Source organism: Streptomyces sp. NPDC048254 (assembly GCF_043201895.1).
In the GTDB taxonomy this organism is placed as follows: domain Bacteria; phylum Actinomycetota; class Actinomycetes; order Streptomycetales; family Streptomycetaceae; genus Streptomyces.
In genome coordinates this window covers 68,247-85,755 of sequence record NZ_JBICZJ010000005.1, presented here as the reverse complement: position 1 = coordinate 85,755, position 17,509 = coordinate 68,247, and the positions used below count along the sequence as shown (strand labels likewise).

Genomic DNA, 17,509 nt, shown 5'->3' with positions numbered 1-17,509 from the left:
CGCTCGGTTGAGGTCGCGAGGCGCTCGTCGCCCCCACGGGGGGCTCTTGTACCCGGACTCGCTGACAGTTCGCTCATGGATGTGCGGTGACGCACAGCTTAGACTTCCATGGAAGTTAACTTCCGAAGAAGTCCGATGCTTGCGGAGCTCGGTCAAGGAGAGTGGTTCTCGTGGCGTCGCGGACGGACAGGCATTCCCGGACCGAGACGTCGGAGCCGAGCGAGATCGCCGCTGCCTGGGCAGGCGAGCTGCCCGGTCTGGATCTCGCACCCTTCCTGGTCTCCGCCGGAATCCTGCGCCTCGCGCAGCAGGTCGAGCATGCCTTCACGGCTCTTGCGCGAAGCAGCGGCATCGGACCCGGTGACCTACGCGTGCTCCTGGCGCTTCGCAGGTCCGCGCCGACGTACGCGATGAGCCCGACGGCGCTGTTCAAGCGGCTGATGATCACTTCGGGAGCGGTCAGCAAGCAGGTCGACCGCCTCGCCGAGCTGGGGCTGGTCGAACGCGTACCGGATCCCGAGGTCCTGCGCGGGGTGCTGATCAGCCTGCGGCCGGCCGGGCGCACGATCGCGGAGGACGCGATGCGCCGGATCGCGACGTCCTTCTGCGGCCTGGAGCACCTGAGCGCCGCCGAAGCGAGCCAGGCACTCGACGTGCTCAGCAACTTGCAGCGGACGATGGACGCGGCCGCGACCACAGAGCAGACATGACGCGTGTGAGACGGAGGCCATGATGCCACCCGCCGTTCCCTTCGCCGTTCCCTATGCGGTCAACGCGACCTCGATGCCGCACTCGACCGTCTGGGACGACATCGAGAACGTGGCCGCGACCGGCACGCGCGGCCTGGGACTCTGGGAGCGCAAGCTGGCCGGCGTCTCGGACCCGGAGGTCGCGCACCGGATGCGCGCGGCCGGGATCTCCGCCACCTTCTGCGTGCCGGCCGTCAACTGCGTTCTTCCCTCCCAGATCGACCCTCCGGGCGCGCCCCAGGACATCCTGGCCAGACGCGACCTCATCTGCGCGAGCATCGAGCGGCTCGCGGCGTTCACGCCGGAGGTGGTCACCATCGCCCCTGGGGCGTCCGGGGACCCCGACAATCCGGCGGGTCCACTGGATGCCGTCCTCGAGGTCCTGCCCGCCATCGCGGACACCGCCGCGGCCTGCGGTGTCCGCATCGGACTGGAACTGCTGGCCCGGCGGCGAGGCTCGGCGGTGCCGTCGATGCACGAGCTGGTCGACGTCGTCGACACCGTGGGCCGGGACAACGTGGGGATCATGTTCAGCGTCTTCCACAGCTGGTCCGAGCCCGGGCTGCAGGAAGATCTGCGCCGGTATGCCTCACGGATCAACAGTGTCCAGGTGTGCGACATCCGCGATCCGGAGCGCTGTGCGTTCGATCGCGAGCTACCGGGAAAGGGGCGAGGAGTCGCACCGGAGATCATGGCCACTCTCATCGAAGCCGGTTATCGCGGATGGTGGGAGCTGGAGATCTTCTCCGACGACGGCACCTACGGCACGGTACTCCCGGACTCCTACTGGGCCATGCCGCCGAAGCGTTTTCTGCTCCAGGCGCGCGAAGCCTTCGACCGGACTCACGCGGCGGCGCTCGACATCCTGGCGAACCGGGAAGGCCGAAGGACGCGACGACCATGACCGAGGGCGTCCCCGAACGCTCGCTGCCCAGGCGCATCTTCGGCCTCCTCGACATCGTCGCGACGGCCCCGCGCCCTCTGACGCTGAGTGAGATCGCACGCCGCGCCGGCCTCCCGGTCTCCACGGCGCACCGTTTGCTGGGCGAGCTGCTCCAGGGGGCCGTGCTGGTCCGCACGGCATCCGGCCGGTACCAGCTCGGGGAGCACATCTGGCGCCTGGGCGCCGCCGCGCCCTGGGAGCGGGAGCTGCGCCGAGCCGCGGCGGTGCATCTGCACGCCTTGGCGCGCCGCACTGGCGCGGGGGTGGCACTGGCGACGCTCAGCGGCGATCACCTGCTGTGCCTCGACACCATTGCCGCACCCGGCGCCGGCCTGGTACTCGCTGCTTCCGGCGACGAACTCCCCCTGACGGCCACGAGCGCGGGCAGAGCACTCCTGGCGACCACGGCACGGGACCCAGCCCGACTCGAACGCGCGTGTTTGAGCCGGATCTCTCCCCGGACGAATCCGGGGGTGCGATGCGCCGACCGCCGACCAGCGCAGCTCCGGGGGAGTGGCCCGTGGCCGAATCGCCGCGAGCCGATACGTGAGTGACCCCTGAGGCTGATGTGACAACGGCACCGGTCCTCCACACGGCGCAAGGCGGAGACCAGGTTGGGGGTGGCGAGGAGCCGATCGATGCCCGGACGGCCCGGAAGCCCTCGGCCAGCGCCTCGACCATTCGGCCCTGCAGGGATGTGTGGACCAGCACGCGCGATCCGGCGGCGCAGACCTGGCCGCTGTTCGTGACGATGCTGGGGACCATCGCCGGTACGGCCTTGTCGAGATCGGCGTCGGGCAGAACCGGTCGAACCAGCCGCCCCGGTAACCGGCCATCATGCCCGCCGGCACGCCGATGCTCAGGAACACGACCAGCGTGATCAGGACGCCGAGCAGGGTGACCTGGCCGCCGTACATCAGTCGGCTCAGTACGTCCCGGCCCAGCTCGCCGGTGCCCAATCAGTGGGCGCCAGCGGGGTGGTTGGAGGTCGGCGATGAGTTCCTGGTCGTCGGGGCCGTACGGGGCGATCCAGTCGGCGAGCAGGGTGAGGGTGAGGACGAGCCGGAGGCAGCGGCGACACCGACACCCTCATCAGCACCCAGGACTCGATCGACCTCGCCGAGGTCGCGCCGCGCGGCGAACTGAAGCCGTGGGTCCGGTCCGTTGGCGGTGCCCGAGTCTCCCGGGGTCCCACCTGCCGGGTGGTCCGGATGAGCGTGACGGCCGCCGTGCCGGTCAGCGGCGGGCGCCGGTTCCGTGGACGCCGTGCCGGTCGATCAGCGTGAGTTCCTCGTCCGTCAGCGGCGGGAAGTCCAGCGCCTTGAGGTTGTGGTCCAGTTGCCACGTGGAACTCGCGCCGATGAGCGCGCTGGTCACCTGGGGCTGTCGCAGAACCCACTGCAACGCGAGCTGCGCCAGTGACTGGCCCCGTCGCCGGGCGATCTCGTCGAGCGCCGTCGCGCGTTCGCGGTAGGTGTCGTCGATGGCGTCGGGCGACAGGAAGGCGCTGTCACGGGCGCGGGCGCCCGGAGGGATCGTGCCGTCGAGGTACTTGTCGGTCAGCAGGCCCTGGGCGAGTGGACTGTAGACCACGAGTCCGAAGCCGTCCTCGGCGGCGAGTTCGAGCAGGCCGTCGAGCTCCGGGCGACGATCGAAGACCGAGTAACGAGGCTGATGGACCAGCAGCGGGACCGCGGCCCGGCGGAGCAACTGCGCTGCCTCATGGGCCCGTTCGGCGGAGTAGTTGGAGATGCCCGCGTAGCGCGCCTTTCCGGACCGGACCGCGCTCACCAGGGCGCCGACGGTCTCCTCCAGCGGAGTGGCGAGGTCGGGGCTGTGACTGTAGAAGATGTCGACGTAGTCGGTGCCGAGATCGCGCAGGCTGTGGTCGAGCGAGGCCAGGAGCGACTTGCGGGAGCCGCCGCTGAGATAGGGACTCGGACCGAGCGGGTTGCCGGCCTTGGTCGACAGGATGAGTTCGTCCCGGTACGGCGCGAGGTCCTTTCGGAGCACCGTGCCGAAGAACTTCTCGGCGGCGCGCGGCGGCGGACCGTAGCGGTTGGCGTTGTCGAAGTGGGTGATGCCGAGGTCGAAGGCGTGCAGCACTATCTCGCGCTGGGTCGCGTGGGGGCGGTCCGTCCCGAACTTCTGCCAGAGGCCGAACGAGAAGGCGGGGAGTTCGATGCCGGAGTCGCCGGCCCTGCGGTAGCTGCCGAGCTGTTCGTAGCGGTCGTCGGCCGCTCGATGGGAGGGGGCGCCAAATGCCATGCGGGGAAGGTCCGTCCAGGCGAGGGATCGGGGGGCTGGGCACATCCAATCAGGCAGGAAGAGGCCGGCGGCGGTCGGCTCCGCACCGGCCGTGCGGCGGCGGATCGGCGCATTGACATTCCGGTCGATCACTCGGAGACTCGATCGCATGCCCGAGGTCCTGATGCTCACCAGCGAGCGATGCGTCGACCTCGTACGGGTGTCCAGCGCCCAGTGTTGATCCTCTGGTCCCCTTCGCCAGTCCACTGTCGCGTGCTGCCGCGTCCGCTCTAACCCGCGAGGACGTGAGTCCCGCTGCCCCGGGCGCTCGACGCCGATCCGTGCACAGTGCCTCAGACGGTGTCCTCCGCCTGCCTTCTGACAGCCGCCACCCCGCACAGTGATCGGAAGCATGATGAGCCCGGAATTCCTCTGGTACATCCCCAACACCGTCGAGCCGGGACATCGCGGTGACGACACGACGACCGGGTGGGGCTCCGTCGAGTACTCCACCGACCTGGCCCGCGCGGCCGAGGAACACGGGTGGGGCGGCGCGCTCCTGGGAACGGGATGGGGCCGCCCGGACACCTTCACCGTCGCCACCGCGCTGGCCGCCCGGACCACCACCTTCAAGCCCCTGATCGCGATCCGTCCCGGCTACTGGCAGCCCGCTCACTTCGCCAGTGCGGCGGCGACCCTCGACCAGCTCAGCCGCGGCCGGGTCCTGGTCAACATCGTCAGCGGACTGGACAACCTCGCCGCGTACGGCGACACCCGCAGCGATCCCGCACAACGCTACGACCGCACCCGGGAGTTCCTCCATCTCGTACGACGCCTGTGGACCGAGGAGGACGTGACGTTCGACGGCGAACACTTCCAGGTCGGCCGGTCCACGGTGGCCCCACGCCCGTACGCGACCGGTACGAGAGCGCATCCGACGCTCTACTTCGGCGGTGCGTCCGAGGCCGCCGAGCGGGTGTCGGCGGCGGAGGCGGACGTCCAGCTCTTCTGGGGTGAACCGCTCGACGGACTCGCCGGACGGATCGACCGCCTCAAGGCGCTGAGCGAGCAGGTGGGCCGCAGGCACAAGCCGCTGGAGTTCGGGCTGCGGATCACCACGCTGGTGCGCGACACCACGGAGGAGGCGTGGCGCGCGGCCGAGGAGCGGGTCGCGAGGATGGCGGCGGACGGGGGGAAGGAGCTGACCTGGGCGGGGGACCGCAGGACCGCCGTCGGACAGCGGCGGCTCTTCGACCTCGCCGCGCGGGGCGAGGTGCTCGACACCTGCTTGTACACCACGCCCGGCAGGTTCGGCGGCGGGGGAGCGGGGACCACCTGGCTGGTCGGCTCCGCCGCCGACGTGGCCACGGCGCTGGACAACTACCGCAAGCTCGGCATCACCCACTTCGTCCTCTCCGACACCCCCTACCAGCAGGAGATCAGCCGCATCGGCGACCAACTGCTGCCCCTGCTGCGGTGACCACGCGGTGGTTCGTCCCAGGGCCCGTCCCTACCGACATCGACGAGAACGGACGCGTAGTGAGCGCAAAGCAGCCCAGAACACTGAAGACCGTGACCGGAGCCGGTGGTACGTCGGAGACGTACGACCTGGCGATCGACCCGGCCCGATCCACTCTGGACACCGCCGTGCGGGTGGCGAAGCTCGCCGAGGCGGCAAGGTTCGACGCGTTGTTCACCGCCGATCTGCTCAGGTTCGACGCCCAGGGTGCGATCGGATCGCAGGAGCCGCTGGTCTTCGTCTCCGCGCTGAGCCAGGTGACCAAGCGGATCGGCCTGATCGCGACGGTGTCGAGCACCTTCCACCACCCGTTCAACCTGGCCCGGCTCTTCGGCACCCTCGATCACGTCAGCAACGGGCGGGCCGCGTGGAACCTGGTGACCTCCTCGATCGGTGAGGAGAACTTCGGCGCCGGCGAACTGCCCAGCCCGGAGGAGCGTTACGCGCGCGCCGCGGAGACACTGGACGTGGTCAACGCGCTGTGGGACAGCTGGGAACCCGGCGCGCTGACGTCCGGTGCGGACGGGAAGGCGGTGCTGCGGCGCGACCGGGTGCACCCGATCCACCACTCCGGCCGGTTCTTCACCGTGACCGGTCCGCTGAACATCCCGCCGCTGCCGCAGCGGCGCCCGGTGCAGATACAGGCCGGGCAGTCCGCCGCGGGGACGGCGCTCGGCGCCCGCTACGCGGAGATCGTGTTCACGTCGCTGCCGACCCTCGACCACGCTCTCGACTTCACCCGGAAGATCCGCGACCAGGCCCGGAGCCTGGGACGGGCCGACGGACTGCCGCTGATCTTCAGCTCGTTCCACGCCACGTACGGCGCCACCGAGGCGGAGGCGCAGCGGCTCGTACGCGAGAAGCGGGAGTCGATCGACTTCGAACGCGGCCGTGTCCAGCTGGCCGACATGCTCGGCGGCGGAGTCGACCTGTCGGAGCTCCCGCTCGACGCGACGCTGCCGGAGAGCCTGCTGCCCGACGTGACGTCGGTGAACCGCCGCCGCGGCCGGGCCGACATCTTCACCGGCTACGCGCGGCAGGGCTACACGCTGCGGGAGCTCATCATCGCGGCGCAGGACACCGGACACTGGGCCGCCGCGGGAACGCCCGAGCAACTCGCCGACGCCGTCGAGGAACGCTTCCGCGCAGGCGTCCTGGACGTGATCTCGCTCAGCGGACTCGCGGACCCGCGCCAGCACGACTTCGTCGTCAACGGCCTCCTGCACGAGCTGCGCAGACGAAAGATCGTCGCCGCCGACTACACCGGCACCACGCTCCGCGAGAACCTCGGACTCGAACTCCCGGCCCGCGACACCGCACCGGTCCGGGTCTGACCCGGACCGTGGGCAGGTGTGGGGGACCGCCAAGGGGCTCTTGCCCACTTACCGGACTACGGCAGCCGGTCGGGGGCGGAGTGGGCCAGCCCCGTCCGATAGGCGATGACGACGAGTTGCGCCCGGTCGCGGGCCTCCAGCTTCGTCATGGCGCGCTGCACGTGGGCGCGGACGGTGAAGGGGCTGAGGAACATCCGCTCGGCGATCTCCTGGTTGGACAGGCCGGTCGCGACCAGGGCCACCATCTCGCGTTCACGCGGGGTGAGTACGGCGAGCCGTTCGGCGTGGTGCGGCGGGGCGTCGTCCGGAGTGGCCAGGAAACGGGCGACCAGGGAGCGTGTCGCGGCGGGGGAGAGAAGAGTGTCGCCGGCGGCGATCGTACGCACGGCGTCCAGCAGGTCCTCGGCCCCGATGCCCTTGCCGATGAAGCCGCCGGCCCCCGCGCGCAGCGCCTGGGCGACGTACTCGTCGGTCTCGTACGTGGTGAGGATCAGGATGCGGCTGGCCCGCAGTTCCGGATCCGCGCAGATCTCCGACGTGGCGGCGAGACCGTGCGCGCCCCGCGCGTCGGTCTGCGGCGGACGGTCATCACGAAGTCCCGCCCCCTGCACCGGCCGATGCGATCGTGCCTCCAGTCGGACTCGCCCGCGGGAACCCAAGTTCAAGGTCAGTAACGGAGCTCTACTAGGACGTGGATGCGACGGCGGAGGGCACCGGGGACGGGACGGTGGAGGTAGGGGTGACGGCGGGGCTGGAATGTTGTGCGGGCGGTGCCGGGCGAGGCCGGTCCGGGGTGTTGGAGGACAGCAGGAAGATGACCGCGGCTGCGGCCGCCGCAGTGGCGGCTGCGGCGACGTACAGCACCCGCCGAATCCTGCGTGTGCCCCAGGTACTTCCGGCAGGCGGGCGGGCCGGTGACAAGTCGTGGGCGCTGATGAGCTGCCCGCGCGCTTCCAGCGCAGCGCGCAGCCGTTCCTCGATCGGTGCCCGAGTACTCATCGGTCCACCTCCAAGAGCTTTTCCAGTGTGGCGAGCGCGCGGCTCGCGGTCGACTTAACGGTGCCACGGGACACGCGGAGGGTCTCGGCGATCTGCGCCTCACTCAGGTCGGACCAGTAACGCAGGACCAGTACCTCGCGCTGGCGCGCGGTGAGCTGCGCCAGCGCGTCGAAGACCTGCCGGTGCTCCTCGGCGAGCAGCAGCAGCTCGTCGACCGGCGCCCCCGGGCCCTGGTACGGCGGGGTGTACGCACGCGCGGTGCGCCGCCGACGCAGCACCGAGCGGGCGGCGTTGACCACCGCGGTGTGGAGGTAGGCGTGCGCGTCTTGGAGGTCGTCCAGCCGTTCGCCGTGCCGACGGCAGACGGCGGCGAAGGCGTCCTGGACGACGTCCTCGGCGGTGTGCAGGTCGTCCACCAGGAAGACCGCCAGCCGGACCATGTCGAGCCGCCGGGTCCGGTACAGATCGGCGAGTGTGGGGGAGTCTTCCTCGCCGTCCCGGTCGGCCACCGAACGCAGGTGCCGGAATCGTCGGCCGAGGAGTGGCGTGCCCGACGCCGGAGTGGAGGAGGTGGTACGGGCGCGGCGCAGTAGCCGGGCCCACCAGGGCAGGGCAAGGGTGAGCTGCATCGTCCTCGTTCACAACAGGGGTACGGCGGGGCCGGCTCCTGTCCGACCCCGCCACACCTATGGTCGGCGGCTCAGCGGCTGGTGTTACCCGAGTAGGGCTTGCCGTTCGCGTCGCCCGGGACCGGGGTCGGGTCGGTGTCGGTGGAGGTCTGCTTCCCCGAGGTGGAGGGCACGGCGGACGGGTAGGGCTTGCCGTTCGCGTCGCCCGGGACCGGGGTCGGGTCGGTGTCGGTGGAGGTGCGCTTCCCCGAGGTGGAGGGCACGGCGGACGGGTAGGGCTTGCCGTTCGCGTCGCCCGGGACCGGGGTCGGGTCGGTGTCGGTGGAGGTCTGCTTCCCCGGGGTGGAGGGCACGGGCTTCGGGTCGACCGTGGCCGACTTGGCCGGGTGCGCGTGGCCGGCGGTGGCCGCCTGAGCGGCGATGCCGCCGCCCACCACCAGGGCGAGACCGGCAGTCGACCCCAGCACCCAGGTGCGGAGGGAACGGTTTGACTTCTTGGCGCGGACGTGGCGCATAGAAAACGACTCCATAGAGTTCATGGACAACGCTGACAGGTCAGGCAGCACCGGGGCTGAAAATCCCATCCCGGAAACCGCCTTTCACCCCACCAGACGTGCGGCCCCACCCGAGGTTGTCGCTGTCCGCAAAAAATCTGCAGCCTTCGTGGGGCATGTCGTGCCGGGCACCCCTCTTGCCACGGCCGAGGTCGAGCGTCGGCCGGGCGCCGGTGCCGACGGCGCTCACCACCGTGACTTCCCGTGCACCGTGGTTGTCCATCGGACGCGAGGACGTATCCGGCAACCTCCCACCGGCCCGTCCTTGCACTGGTAGACGGTGCCGTCGCCGTTGGCGTGGGTCTTCTTGCGCTTGGGCGCGGTCATCGGGTGGCCTTTTCCAAGTGATGTTGAACGTAGTCAGCGAGGGGATGGGGATGCGGGGGGCGCGGCCGATGCTCAGCGAGGCCAGCCGGCCGTTGCGCAGAAGGTCGTAGAGGGCGGAGCGGCCGACCTTGAAACGGGCCATCGCCTCGGGGACGGTGAGGAGTTCGTCGTCACGCACTCTCCTCGTCCCCCGAACGGCACTTCATCGGCAGACCACGAACTGACCCCGTCGGCAGATGGGAGAGCCGTCGCGGCCGAGCAGCAGTGAGCGGATCACCGCCTCCAGCGGCTCGTGCCCGAACCCGCGCGCCACGCACCCCTGGTATGGGCTGTGTGATGCGGACACGGCGCATGCCGCAGGCGGCGCACAGGTCCTCAATGGCGTCTTGCCAGGCGCTCAGTCCCGCCTGCGGCAGCGCATAGGCTGTGATGGGGACACCGAACGCATCGGTGACGGGCAGCGGGGCGGCGCATCGTTGTCACAGGACGCGATGTGTCACAGGAGTGAGTCGGCTCGGCAGACGCTGGTGAACAGGGAAGCTCGGCGGTTGAGAAGTGCTCAAAAGGCCAGGTCAGATGCCGGGTTACAGCAGCACGAGGAGATCATCCACAGCACTTCTCCCCAGGGACTCCCCAGAGCCCGTTTGTGCCCTGCTTTTGGGAGCTGTGAGAGTAAACAGCAGAACTCCGCGTGGGAGAGCGCTCCCCCTAAAGCCAGTCCCGCCGCTTGAAAATCACGTACAAACTGGCGCATACAACCCCCATCAGGCCGATCGCGAAGGGGTATCCGAACCCCCAGTGCAGCTCGGGCATGTGGGAGAAGTTCATGCCGTAGATAGTGCCGACGAGTGTGGGAGCAAACAGAATTGCGGCCCAGCTGGAGATCTTCTTGATCTCCTCGTTCTGTTCGAAGCCCGCTTCCGCCAACGCCCGCATCTCCGCGTTCTGTTGCTGGGTGACCAGGGTCGCGTTGACCGTGAGGATCTCCGTGAGGGCCTGGCGGAAGCCGTCCACGCGTTCGCTGATGTGGGTGACGTGGTCGGCGACGTCGCGGAGGTAGCGCTGGAGTTCCTCGTCCGTCTCGTACTTGGCGAAACCGGCGATCAGGCTGTGCAGCATGCCGACCAGGGGGCGGGTGGCGCGCTGGAACTCGACCATCTCGCGGGAGAGTTCGTAGATACGGCGGGAGACTTCCGGGTCGCCGCGGAAGACCTCCGTCTCGATCTCGTCGATGTCGTTCTGGACGCCCTCGACGACCGGGGCGTAGCCGTCGACCACCGCGTCGAGTATGGCGTACAGGACCGCCTCCGGGCCGAGTTTCAGCAGGTCGGGGCTGTCCTCCATACGGCGGCGGACCGCCGAGAGATCCGGTGCCGCGCCGTGCCGGACCGTGATCACGAAGTCCGGGCCCACGAAGACGTGCAGCTCGGCGAAGTCCACCTCCTCCGGCGCGTCCAGATAGCGGGCGGCACGCAGGACCACGAAGAGCGTGTCGCCGTACCGCTCCAGCTTCGGGCGCTGGTGTGCCTCCATCGCGTCCTCGACCGCGAGCGGATGCAGGTCGAACTCAGTGGCCAGGGAGAGGAGTTCGTCCGAGGTGGGGCGGGCCAGGCCGATCCACGCCATCCCCGCGGGCTGGTCGCGCAGTTCGCGGTACGTCTCCGCCAGGGTCGCCGGCGTCGACACCCGCACCCCGTCGCGGTACAGCGCCGCCTCCACGACGCTCGGCGGCTCGCCCGGCCCCGCCGCCGACGCGGACTCCGGCTCCGGCAGGTCGGCCGTGTCCTGCTCCGGCGGCAGGGCACGGCGCCAGACGGACCGTCTGGCGCTGCGGCCGTTCCTGCCGTTCCCGGAGTTCTTCGAGACCGGGCTGGGGCGTCGCTCGGACATCGCGGCCGCCTCTCGATGGGGACTGCATCGGCGTGGTCAGGCGTGATCAGTGGGTCTTGGCGCAGGATATACGGGGCATACAGGCCCGGCGGAGGGAATCAAGGCCGGGATTCGGTGAGAGAAGCGGACACGATCTGTCCGCGACGGACGTTAGCGTGCGCGATATGGCGAAGACGTCCCCCGGCCCGGTCCTCGGCACCCGCGCCCTCAACCGTGCCACCCTCGACCGTCAGCTGCTGCTGCGCCGCTCACCCCGGTCGGTGAAGGAGGCCGTGGCGCATCTCGTCGGCCTCCAGGCGCAGAACGTGAAGCCGCCGTACTACGCCCTCGCCGCCCGGCTCGACGGGTTCGACCCCGAGCGGCTCTCGCGGCTGATGGCGGACCGGGAGGTCGTCCGGATCGTCACCCTGCGGTCGACCATCCACACCCACACCGCCGACGACGCCCGCACCCTGCGCCCGCTCGTGCAGCCCGCCCGGGACCGCGAGCTGACCGCCTTCCGCAAGGGCCTGACCGGCGTCGACCTGGACCGGCTCGCCGCCCTCGCCCGTGACCTGGTCGAGGCCGAGCCGCGCACCATGGCCCAACTGCGCCAGGCCCTCCTCGCCGAGTGGCCCGACGCCGACCCGCAGTCCCTGGCCGTCGCCGCCCGCTGCACCCTGCCCCTCGTCCAGGTCCCCCCGCGCGGCCTGTGGGGCCGGTCCGGACAGGTCGCCCTCACCACCGCCGAGCACTGGCTGGGGCGCCCCGCCGCGCCGGCCCCGGCACCGGACGACACCGTGCTGCGCTATCTCGCCGCCTTCGGCCCGGCCTCCGTCAAGGACATGCAGACCTGGGCCGGACTGACCCGGCTGCGCGAGGTCTTCGAACGGCTCCGGCCCCGCCTCCTCGCCTTCCGGGACGAGCACGGCGTCGAACTCTTCGACCTGCCCGACGCGCCCCGCCCCGACCCCGGGACGCCCGCCCCGCCCCGCTTCCTCCCCGAGTACGACAACCTCCTCCTCGCGCACACCGACCGCACCCGGGTCGTCCCGCCCGAGCACCGGGGCCGCCTCTGGCAGGGCAACCAGCCCCACCGCACCCTGCTCGTGGACGGCTTTCTGGCGGGCGTGTGGAAGCCGGTGGACGACGCCCTGGTCATCGAGCCCTTCGGGCCGCTGAGCCGGGCCCAGCGGTCCGCCGTCGTGGAAGAAGGCGAGCGGATGCTGGCCGTCCTGCACCCCGGAACGTCGTACGACATCCGGTTCGGGACCGTCGTAGCCCGGTGATCTCTGGGTTCGGTCCGCTCGGCCCGATCGTCGTGACGCCGCCCGCGCCACTCGTTCGGAGGACATGCGAACGGGGCCTGCGGAGTCGGGGCAGGATTCCCGCCGGGACCGTGCAGGCTCACCGCCGGCAAGTAGCCGGGCCGGGACATGGATAGGGGGCGTTGCGGGCTGCTCGTGGTAGCCCGCAACGCCCCCTGGTCACTCACCCGAGCGAGGCTCGGGAGGTCTTCTGGTTACGAGTTGACCTGCGTGGTCACCAGGTTCGAGAAGGTGGTCAGCCGGGTGTAGACACCCGGGTAACCGGCCTCCGCGCACCCCTCTCCCCAGGAAGTGATCCCTGCCAGGACGCCCCCGATGAGCAGGGGACCGCCGCTGTCGCCCTGGCAGGTGTCTACGCCACCGGATGTGTATCCGGCGCAAACCATGTCGGTCTGGACGAAGTCCGAACCGTAGGAGCTCTTGCAGCTGGTGTCGGACACGATCGGGACGGTCGCGGTCCGCAGCTGGTTGGAGGAGCTGCCGTTCTCCGAGGTGGTGCCCCAGCCGAGGATGCGGGCCGTGGTGCCGGCCGCGTACACGCTGGTCTGGGAGGAACTGACGTACGACGCCGGGGTGTACGACATCGCCGTCGAGAGGGTGAGGACCGACACGTCGTCGCCGTTGGTGGCGTCCGTGTAGTCCGGGTTGATCCAGATCTTGCTGACCCGGCTGACCGTGCCGTTGGTGCCGTTGAGATTCGTGCGGCCGCCGACCACACGGACACTGCTGGTGGACTCGCCCTCCATACAGTGCGCGGCGGTCACCACCTTGGTGGCCGACACCAGGGTGCCGCCGCAGAACTGGCTGCCGGACGCGTCCGTGATCTGCATCATGAACGGGTACGCGGTGGTCGTGGTCGTCGTGCCGCCGACGATGGGCTGGGGGGCGGCTGACGCGGTGGGGGACGCGATCAGCGCGGTCGCTGCGGCGGCAGCCGTCGCCGCCAGGACGGCGGCGGTCTTTCTGGCGCGGTTGAGCCCGAACATGAGTCTCCTCAGTGGGGGTTGCCGGTGGGGGGTCGCGCGGGTGTGGGGGGTGCACGGGGGTCGCGGGACCGACCCCCGTATGCCCGGGCGAGCGGCACATCCATAAGCTAGAACCCGGAACCCCACCCTCCCAATGAGGGAACCCCCTAGGGGGATGGGGGAGGGAAAACCCTCGGTCCGCCTCAGTTAACCGGGAGCGCTCTCACTTCGCGCGCCGCCCTGCCGCCAAACGGACTATGTCCACGCGCGATCGGATGCCCAGCTTGCGGTAGACCCGGGTGAGCGTCGCCTCCACCGTCTTGACGCTGATGAACAGCCGGGCGGCGATCTCCCGGTTGGTGGCGCCTTCCATGACCAGCGCGGCGACCTGACGCTCCATCGCGGCCAGCCCCTCCAGGGCGGCGGTCGGCTCGGCCGGCGCCCCGACCGCCGGCTCGGGCTCGGACTCGGGAGCCGAGACGGCCTCGTCCACCTGGCGCAGCCACGGCAGCGCCCGGCACCGCCGGAACAGCCGGGTGGCCTCGTCGTACGCCGTGGGGGAGCGCCGCTCGCGCAGCGAGGCCAGGGCGAACGCGGCCCGGGCCTCCTCCAGACCGTAACCCAGTTTGGCGAACCGGTCCTGAGCCGAGGTCAGCTGGGCGACGGCCGCCTCGTGCTCCCCGTGCGCCGCCCGGACGAGCGCCTCGGCCCGGTCGAGCACCGCGAGAACGCTCTCCCGGCCGAGTCTGAGGGCATGCTCCCGGGTGCTGTCGATGACGTCCTGCGCCTCGGCCGTCTCACCCACCCGGACCAGCGCCTCGGCCAGGTCGCCCTGCCAGCGGCCGCGCGCCGGGTCGGTGATGCCGAGGCTCTGCTCCAGCTCCCGCACCCGGCGCAGCGAGCGCACGGTGCCCGCCGGGTCACCCGCCACCAACTGGGCGTATCCGAGGGCGCCCAGGGCCCGGGACAGGTACATGGTGTCGCCGTCCTGCTCGGCGTGGTCCACCGCCTCCCGGGCCAGCGCGAGGCCCCGGTCCACGTCACCGCCGGAGGCCTCGGCCAGTGAGGTGAGCATCGCGGAGGCGGTCTCGCCGATCCCGCAGTCGTGGGCGAGGTGCAGGCCCTCCCGGGCCAGGTCGAGGGCCCGGCCGCAGTGCCCGGAACGCAGCTCGGTCTCGGCGAGCCCGCGCAGGAAGTGCACCTCGCTCTCCACCTGGCCGCGCCGGCGCACCTCACGCAGCAGCGCGGTGACCGTGGCCCGGGCGTCGGCCAGCTGGTCGCCCATCACCAGCCAGCGGAACCGGGCGCTGCCGGCTCCGTTGTGATGGCACGACACGTTCGGGTCCTGCGGCTCCTTCAGGGCGCGCTTGATGGTGGCGGGCGCGGCCGGATGGCCCATCAGGGTTTCGACCTGGGCCTGCAGGGACAGGGCGAGCAGCTCGGTGCGCCGGTCGTCGCCGCGGGCCGCGAGGCCGGCGGAGTGCGCGGCCGCCTGCCGGGCCTCGGTGAAGTCGCCCTCCACGATCAGGGCTCGCCAGGCCAGCTGGTAGTGGACCAGGCCGAGCAGCCGCGGGTCGTCGCCGGCGTCGGCGAGGGCGTGCGGGAAGGCCGCGTCGACCTCGGTCATGGTGTGGCCGGCGGAGTCGATCACCAGGATCCAGGCCCGTACCCGGTCGGCGGGCCGGGTGGCACGGGTGAGTACCTCACGGGCGATGTCCTGGGCGAGGTCGACCTCGCCGGCGCTGATCGCGTCCTCGGCGGCCAGCAGCCGGCGCTCCTCCGGGCCGGGTCTGTTGTCACCGGGGGTGTGCCGGGCGGCGAGCAGGCCGAGCTGTGCGGCCACCGAGGGCGCTCCCCGGTCCCGGGCCTGGGTCGCGGCCTCGGCGAGCCGGGCGGCCACCTCCGGGTCGGTACCGGTGGCGGCCAGGGCCAGATGCCGGGCCCGCTCGATCGGGTCGGAGGCGGCCGTGGACAGCGCCGCGTGCGCGGCCCGGCGCTCCTGCGCGGGCGCCTCGGCGTACAGCGCGGCGGAGATGAGGGGGTGGGCGAAGCGTACGGCCGGGCCCTCCGGTTCGGTGGCCAGCAGCCCCAGTTCGGCCGCCTGGGCGCACTCGGCCTCGGCGTTCTCGCGGCCGGCCGCGTGCAGCAGGGCGTGCGTGGGCCGGGCGCCGGCGCTGGCCACCAGGAGGGTGCGGCGGGCCTCGACGGAGAGCATGTCCAGGCGGGTGAGGACCAGGGCGCGCAGCGAGGTCGGCACCGGCAGCGGCTCGCCGGGCCGGGGCGGGGTGGGGTTCTCGGCGAGGGCGCGGCCGAGCTCCAGGGCGAACAGCGGGTTGCCGCCGCTGGTGCGGTGGATCTCCCGGACCGCGGCCCGGGTCAGCGCCGCGTGGCCGCGGTGGTCGAGGAGGTCGGCGACCTGCCTGCGGGTGAGCGGGCCGAGGCGGACGGCGACGGTGTCCGGGGGTGACGCGCGTAGGTGACGGTCGTACTCCTGGCCCTCCGTGCGGACCGCGCAGAGCAGCTGGACCGGGGTGCCGCCGAGGCGGCGGGCGGCGAAGCCGAGGAGTTCGGCGCTGGCCGGATCCAGCCACTGGAGGTCGTCGGCGACGATCAGCACGGGGCCCTCGGCGGCCAGCGCGCGCAGCGCCGACAGCACCGCGAGGCGCAGGGCGAGGCCGTCGCGCTGGAGGGTGGACTCGCCGCGGCCGGTGAGTGCCGACTCCAGGGCGGTGCGCTGGGCGCCGGGCAGCCGGGGCGCGACCTCGTCGAGGACCAGCCCGAAGAGGTCGGCGAGGGCCAGAAACGGAAGATGGGATTCGGACTCGGTGGCCGAGCAGCGCAACACGGTGCGCGCGGCGCCGGCGTATTCGGCGTCCAATGCCCCCAGGACGGTCGATTTCCCTATTCCGGCGGGCCCGTGCAGGAGCACGCTGCCGCCCGAGGCGAGCTGTTCACGGGCGGCCGAGAGCAGCTCCGCCCGGCCGATGACCAGGTCGGGGCGGCATCGGGCAGGCTCCTGGAAGTCCCGTCGCACGGTCACCGCTCCCCTCGTGTGTCGTGTTCGGGCCAAATTCTAGGCAACGAACCCTGAAATCCGGCCGAACGGCATGGTGAGGGAAATAACAGCGGCCTTGCATCGGGCAATTCAAAGCACGCATGCATGAATGGAATGGGTTCCCTCCGCTACGGCAACAACCCCGTCCGACGAGCCGCCGACACCGCCTCCCCTCGGGTGTGTGCGCCCAGTTTCCGCATCGCCGAGCGCAGATACCCCTTGACCGTCTCGGGCCGCAGCCCGAGCCGCTCGGCCACCGCCGCGTTGGTCGCGCCGGCCGCCACCCAGGCCAGCACATCCAGCTCCCGGGGCGCCAGCGTCCCTTCGGCCGCAGGTACCGGGGTGCTCAGCAGCCCGCAGGCGGCGAGCAGTTCGGCGCGCAGTTCGGGGTCGGAGATCCGCGGGGCCAGCGCCCGCAGCGCGGCATGCGCCTCCCGCACCTGCTCCCAGGCGCCCCCCGGATCCGGTACGGCGGCGGGCTCCGGCCGCGCCGCCGCCAGCAGGCCCCGCGCCTCGTCCCGTACGACGAGGGCCTGCTCCACGTCACGCGCCGCCGCCACCGCCGCGCCCAGCGTGCGGTCGCCCAGCGGCTGGGCGGTGCGCAGCGCGCCGTACAGCACGCCCCGTACCCGGCGCCGTACCACCACGGGCACCGCGAGGACCGAGCGGATGCCCTCGGCCGCCACCGGGATGTCGTACTCGTGGCTGATCTGCCGGGAGACGGAGTAGTCGGTGACCGCGCACGGGCGGGCCAGCATGACCGCCCGGCCGCCCAGGCCGTTGCCGGAGGTGACCGCGAGCGAGCGCAGGGCGGCCGTGTTGGTGCCGGTCAGCTCGCTGATCCGGACCTGCGGCCGGTCGGCGTCGACCAGCCCGCCGAAGGCGATCGGGAGCCCGGTGGCGCGCCGGAGTCTGGCCAGCGCACCGCGTATCTCCACCGCCCCCGCGACCTCTGCTGCCACCTGTCCTGCCCCTTCGACCCCGGCCTCGT

The 17,509-nt window shown here is 71.4% G+C and carries 16 protein-coding genes and 1 pseudogene; 6 read left to right on the top strand and 11 right to left on the bottom strand.

All coding sequences use genetic code 11. The annotated features are described in order from the left end of the window. Positions 1-170: 170 nt before the first annotated feature. From ACGFZQ_RS15790 to ACGFZQ_RS15780, 3 genes are read left to right on the top strand one after another with little or no spacing between them, the layout of a single operon-like run. Positions 171-710, top strand: coding sequence for a MarR family winged helix-turn-helix transcriptional regulator (locus ACGFZQ_RS15790; RefSeq protein ID WP_393840851.1), 540 nt, complete (start codon positions 171-173; stop codon positions 708-710). Between the two features lie 22 nt (positions 711-732). After that, positions 733-1,653 carry a sugar phosphate isomerase/epimerase family protein gene (locus tag ACGFZQ_RS15785; protein WP_393840850.1) on the top strand — a complete coding sequence of 307 codons (921 nt, stop codon included), beginning with the start codon at positions 733-735 and terminating at the stop codon, positions 1,651-1,653. Further along, positions 1,650-2,246 carry a helix-turn-helix domain-containing protein gene (locus ACGFZQ_RS15780; RefSeq protein WP_393840849.1) on the top strand — a complete coding sequence of 199 codons (597 nt, stop codon included), beginning with the start codon at positions 1,650-1,652 and terminating at the stop codon, positions 2,244-2,246. The genes ACGFZQ_RS15785 and ACGFZQ_RS15780 overlap by 4 nt, the downstream gene beginning before the upstream one ends. A gap of 97 nt (positions 2,247-2,343) precedes the next feature. On the opposite strand, the pseudogene ACGFZQ_RS15775 reads toward ACGFZQ_RS15780, so the two are convergent. Both ACGFZQ_RS15775 and ACGFZQ_RS15770 read right to left on the bottom strand, forming a co-directional pair. Next, positions 2,344-2,493: pseudogene (locus tag ACGFZQ_RS15775) on the bottom strand (aldehyde dehydrogenase family protein); the annotation flags it as partial. Positions 2,494-2,928: 435 nt separating this feature from the next. Beyond that, positions 2,929-3,960, bottom strand: coding sequence for an aldo/keto reductase (locus tag ACGFZQ_RS15770; RefSeq protein ID WP_393840848.1), 1,032 nt, complete (start codon positions 3,958-3,960; stop codon positions 2,929-2,931). A gap of 391 nt (positions 3,961-4,351) precedes the next feature. Between ACGFZQ_RS15770 and ACGFZQ_RS15765 the strand changes: the two genes are divergently transcribed. Then, on the top strand, positions 4,352-5,419 hold the full coding sequence (locus ACGFZQ_RS15765; protein WP_393840847.1) for an LLM class flavin-dependent oxidoreductase: 1,068 nt from the start codon (positions 4,352-4,354) through the stop codon (positions 5,417-5,419). Between the two features lie 92 nt (positions 5,420-5,511). After that, positions 5,512-6,792, top strand: a complete 1,281-nt coding sequence (locus ACGFZQ_RS15760) for an NtaA/DmoA family FMN-dependent monooxygenase (RefSeq protein WP_393840846.1) — start codon at positions 5,512-5,514, stop codon at positions 6,790-6,792. Between the two features lie 56 nt (positions 6,793-6,848). Here the strand turns inward: ACGFZQ_RS15760 and ACGFZQ_RS15755 are convergent, their stop codons facing one another. The 6 genes from ACGFZQ_RS15755 to ACGFZQ_RS15730 all read right to left on the bottom strand — a co-directional run bounded on the left by ACGFZQ_RS15755 (position 6,849) and on the right by ACGFZQ_RS15730 (position 11,191). Continuing rightward, positions 6,849-7,463: a DNA-binding response regulator gene (locus ACGFZQ_RS15755; RefSeq protein ID WP_393841191.1), complete on the bottom strand. Its 615-nt coding sequence runs from the start codon at positions 7,461-7,463 to the stop codon at positions 6,849-6,851. 13 nt (positions 7,464-7,476) lie between these two features. Then, positions 7,477-7,791 (bottom strand): hypothetical protein, encoded by a 315-nt coding sequence (locus ACGFZQ_RS15750; RefSeq protein WP_393840845.1) that lies wholly within the window; start codon positions 7,789-7,791, stop codon positions 7,477-7,479. Further along, positions 7,788-8,420 carry a sigma-70 family RNA polymerase sigma factor gene (locus tag ACGFZQ_RS15745; RefSeq protein WP_393840844.1) on the bottom strand — a complete coding sequence of 211 codons (633 nt, stop codon included), beginning with the start codon at positions 8,418-8,420 and terminating at the stop codon, positions 7,788-7,790. The genes ACGFZQ_RS15750 and ACGFZQ_RS15745 overlap by 4 nt, the downstream gene beginning before the upstream one ends. A 71-nt stretch (positions 8,421-8,491) precedes the next feature. Next, positions 8,492-8,935, bottom strand: coding sequence for a hypothetical protein (locus ACGFZQ_RS15740; protein ID WP_393840843.1), 444 nt, complete (start codon positions 8,933-8,935; stop codon positions 8,492-8,494). A gap of 40 nt (positions 8,936-8,975) precedes the next feature. After that, positions 8,976-9,479, bottom strand: a complete 504-nt coding sequence (locus ACGFZQ_RS15735) for a helix-turn-helix domain-containing protein (protein ID WP_393840842.1) — start codon at positions 9,477-9,479, stop codon at positions 8,976-8,978. 530 nt (positions 9,480-10,009) lie between these two features. Next, the gene (locus ACGFZQ_RS15730; protein ID WP_393840841.1) at positions 10,010-11,191 is read right to left on the bottom strand and encodes a magnesium and cobalt transport protein CorA; all 1,182 of its coding nucleotides are present in this window, start codon (positions 11,189-11,191) and stop codon (positions 10,010-10,012) included. Positions 11,192-11,355: 164 nt separating this feature from the next. Here ACGFZQ_RS15730 and ACGFZQ_RS15725 point away from each other — a divergent pair, with 164 nt between their 5' ends. After that, positions 11,356-12,459, top strand: a complete 1,104-nt coding sequence (locus tag ACGFZQ_RS15725; RefSeq protein WP_393840840.1) for a winged helix DNA-binding domain-containing protein — start codon at positions 11,356-11,358, stop codon at positions 12,457-12,459. A gap of 233 nt (positions 12,460-12,692) precedes the next feature. Here ACGFZQ_RS15725 and ACGFZQ_RS15720 read toward each other — a convergent pair whose 3' ends face one another. From ACGFZQ_RS15720 to ACGFZQ_RS15710, 3 genes are all read right to left on the bottom strand, one after another. Further along, complete coding sequence (locus ACGFZQ_RS15720) at positions 12,693-13,484, bottom strand: serine protease (RefSeq protein WP_351729689.1); 792 nt, start codon at positions 13,482-13,484, stop codon at positions 12,693-12,695. 202 nt (positions 13,485-13,686) lie between these two features. After that, a complete protein-coding gene (locus tag ACGFZQ_RS15715; RefSeq protein ID WP_393840839.1) occupies positions 13,687-16,503 on the bottom strand; it encodes an AAA family ATPase in 2,817 nt (938 codons plus the stop codon). 143 nt (positions 16,504-16,646) lie between these two features. Next, on the bottom strand, positions 16,647-17,480 hold the full coding sequence (locus ACGFZQ_RS15710; RefSeq protein WP_393840838.1) for a response regulator transcription factor: 834 nt from the start codon (positions 17,478-17,480) through the stop codon (positions 16,647-16,649). Positions 17,481-17,509: the final 29 nt, after the last annotated feature.

Excerpts from the sequence above, each read along its gene's own strand:
- ACGFZQ_RS15785 (WP_393840850.1), top strand. The coding sequence starts at position 733 with ATGCCACCCGCCGTTCCCTTCGCCGTTCCCTATGCGGTCAACGCGACC.
- ACGFZQ_RS15780 (WP_393840849.1), top strand. The coding sequence starts at position 1,650 with ATGACCGAGGGCGTCCCCGAACGCTCGCTGCCCAGGCGCATCTTCGGC.
- ACGFZQ_RS15770 (WP_393840848.1), bottom strand. The coding sequence starts at position 3,960 with ATGGCATTTGGCGCCCCCTCCCATCGAGCGGCCGACGACCGCTACGAA.
- ACGFZQ_RS15765 (WP_393840847.1), top strand. The coding sequence starts at position 4,352 with ATGATGAGCCCGGAATTCCTCTGGTACATCCCCAACACCGTCGAGCCG.
- ACGFZQ_RS15750 (WP_393840845.1), bottom strand. The coding sequence starts at position 7,791 with ATGAGTACTCGGGCACCGATCGAGGAACGGCTGCGCGCTGCGCTGGAA.
- ACGFZQ_RS15745 (WP_393840844.1), bottom strand. The coding sequence starts at position 8,420 with ATGCAGCTCACCCTTGCCCTGCCCTGGTGGGCCCGGCTACTGCGCCGC.
- ACGFZQ_RS15740 (WP_393840843.1), bottom strand. The coding sequence starts at position 8,935 with ATGCGCCACGTCCGCGCCAAGAAGTCAAACCGTTCCCTCCGCACCTGG.
- ACGFZQ_RS15730 (WP_393840841.1), bottom strand. The coding sequence starts at position 11,191 with ATGTCCGAGCGACGCCCCAGCCCGGTCTCGAAGAACTCCGGGAACGGC.
- ACGFZQ_RS15725 (WP_393840840.1), top strand. The coding sequence starts at position 11,356 with ATGGCGAAGACGTCCCCCGGCCCGGTCCTCGGCACCCGCGCCCTCAAC.
- ACGFZQ_RS15720 (WP_351729689.1), bottom strand. The coding sequence starts at position 13,484 with ATGTTCGGGCTCAACCGCGCCAGAAAGACCGCCGCCGTCCTGGCGGCG.